Annotated in this window: 1 protein-coding gene; it reads left to right on the forward strand. The window is 52.4% G+C overall.

The window, feature by feature from the left end:
* The first annotated feature begins 628 nt into the window (after positions 1–628).
* Complete coding sequence (locus HMPREF0577_RS10370) at positions 629–2,203, forward strand: flagellin N-terminal helical domain-containing protein (RefSeq protein ID WP_248613792.1); 1,575 nt, start codon at positions 629–631, stop codon at positions 2,201–2,203.
* Positions 2,204–2,276: the final 73 nt, after the last annotated feature.

Consider the following 2,276-nt stretch of genomic DNA (forward strand, 5'->3'; position numbering starts at 1 on the left):
TGTGTTTTGTCAAGTTAATTTGAGCTATTTCGTCACTTAAAAGTGAGCTATTTTGGCGGCTTACGGTCGGTCGGCTCGGCTAGGCTTCCGGTGGGGTCCCGCTCTGTTTTTCTAAGCAACGGTGTTGCTAAGAGAAACTACGAGCACCCACAGGTCGCTACGCCGGCCGACGCTTCCCGTTTTGCCGCCGGAATTCCTGCGGGGTGTTTGTGTCCTAAAAGGTGGCCGGGATTGGCTGTTTTAGGCGGTACTGCTTGGGTGCCGAGGTCGCAACCGCGCGGGTGTTTCGCTGGAATCGTGGGCTGGTTGTGGTCATGGACACATAGTGTCAACTTGTGTTGACGAGCGGTCTCGCTGTAAACCCGTGACCATGGGTTATGCCCACAGCGAACAGGGGGTAACCTGCTTATGTGTCCACATAAAAAGCCGAGCCTCCCGGGGACACGCCCGGCCGGTGAGTAAAGTTTTGCTCGAATTTACGCAGAAATCATGTACAATAATTTTTCGTTGGGAATTTTTCCTAATGTTTCCTATCGGAGCCCCGATAGGAGTGATTGTCAGGCAGGAAGCCTGGCGCAGGACATCCAGCCAGCAAGTGGCTGGTTGGTTACAATCAGGAGGATTAAAAATGTCTTTATCCATTAACCAAAACATTATGGCTATGAATAGCTACCGTAACTTGAGTGTTACCCAGGGGGGATTGGCGAAATCCCTGGAGAAGCTTTCCTCGGGTTTCCGGATTAACCGCGCGGCTGATGACGCGGCTGGTTTGGCTATTTCCGAGGGTCTGCGTACTCAGGTTGGTGGTAACCGTCAGGCCGTGCGTAACGCCCAGGATGGGATTTCTTTGGTTCAAACCGCTGAAGGCGCACTGAACGAGGTTCACAGCATTTTGCAGCGTATGCGCGTGCTCGCCGTCCAGGGTGCGACCGATTCGAACTCGCCTGATGCGCGTCGTAATATCAATACTGAGCTCAGCCAGCTGCGTGATGAGTTGCAGCGTATTGGTAGTGTCACTAACTTCAACGGCACTAGCCTTCTTAATGGTAAGGCTTCTGGTAACGATGCTTTGAAGTTCCAGGTGGGTGCCAACGGTAATGCTGATAACCGTATCGTCGTGGATTTGCGTGATGCCGATGTGACTGCTGTCGCTAAGTTCAGTGGCATAAAGAAGGTTACGAGCGCTACGGAGCTGACCGCAGGAGCAGCTTTTGATAAAGGAAAGTACGCCCTTGAGCTTGACGGTAAGGTTTTGAATCTGGACTTTTCAGCAGCCAAGCCGGCCAATGAGAAAGAAGTCCAGAAGAAATTGGCTGAAGCGTTGAAGGCATCCGGTATTGAGGGCTATGTGGGTGGTACCACGAATGTAGCTGCATCTGGTGCGGTGACAGACTTCGATAAGGCGGTGCTTGATGGGAAGACCTTCACCCTCAAGGTTGGCGAACATGAGATTTCGGTAGATGCCAAGACTCTGGCGGATGGTACTCACCAGGGTGCAACCCCGCAGCGTCTAGTTGACGTGTTCAACCAAGAGCTGGGTAAAAAAGGTCTGAACTACACCATGAGCTACGGCGATGCCGATGGGTTTAAGATTACCGCTAATGATTCGGAATCCGCTCAGGTTACCGTCAAGCTGACAACAGATGCGAGCGGCATTAAAGTAGGCGGTAAAGATACAACTACTCTGCTTGATGATCGTGTTGGTAAGCCCAAAGGCGCTGGCTATGCTCTCGAAGTCGGAAATGACCTGACTCTGCACATCAAGCGTGCTGATGGTGGGAGGATTGATAAGATTGGTGCCCACAACCTGACCAAGCTCGGTGCTACGGCAAACACAGGCGATACGGATGTTGCTTTCACAGCTACTGGTGAAACAGCTGATGTTGCTACTGATTACAACTATCTGACTGTTGATAGCCACGACGCAGCGCAGAACCTGATTAACGTGTTGGATGCGAAGATTCAGTCTGTGTCTACGGCTCGCGCTAACCTTGGTGCGGTGCAGAACCGGTTCGAGCATACGATTACGAACTTGAATGTGGCGGTGGAGAATCTGGCTGCGTCTGAGTCTCGTGTTCGCGATACGGATATGGCTCAGGAGATGATGCAGTTCACCAGGAACCAGATTCTGTCCCAGGCTGGCACCTCTATGTTGGCTCAGGCTAACCAGGTTCCCCAGGGCGTCCTCTCCCTGCTGCGCTAGTCACAATCGGGCTAACAATAGCCTGGTTAGCCTGGTTTCCCTGGCTGCGTAAGCCTAGGGAACCTAGTTCCCC

The organism is Mobiluncus mulieris ATCC 35243, from assembly GCF_000160615.1.
In the GTDB taxonomy this organism is placed as follows: Bacteria; Actinomycetota; Actinomycetes; order Actinomycetales; family Actinomycetaceae; genus Mobiluncus; species Mobiluncus mulieris.

What these genes read in the sequence shown, in the direction of transcription:
- HMPREF0577_RS10370 (WP_248613792.1), top strand. Translation starts at nt 629, where the DNA reads ATGTCTTTATCCATTAACCAAAACATTATGGCTATGAATAGCTACCGT.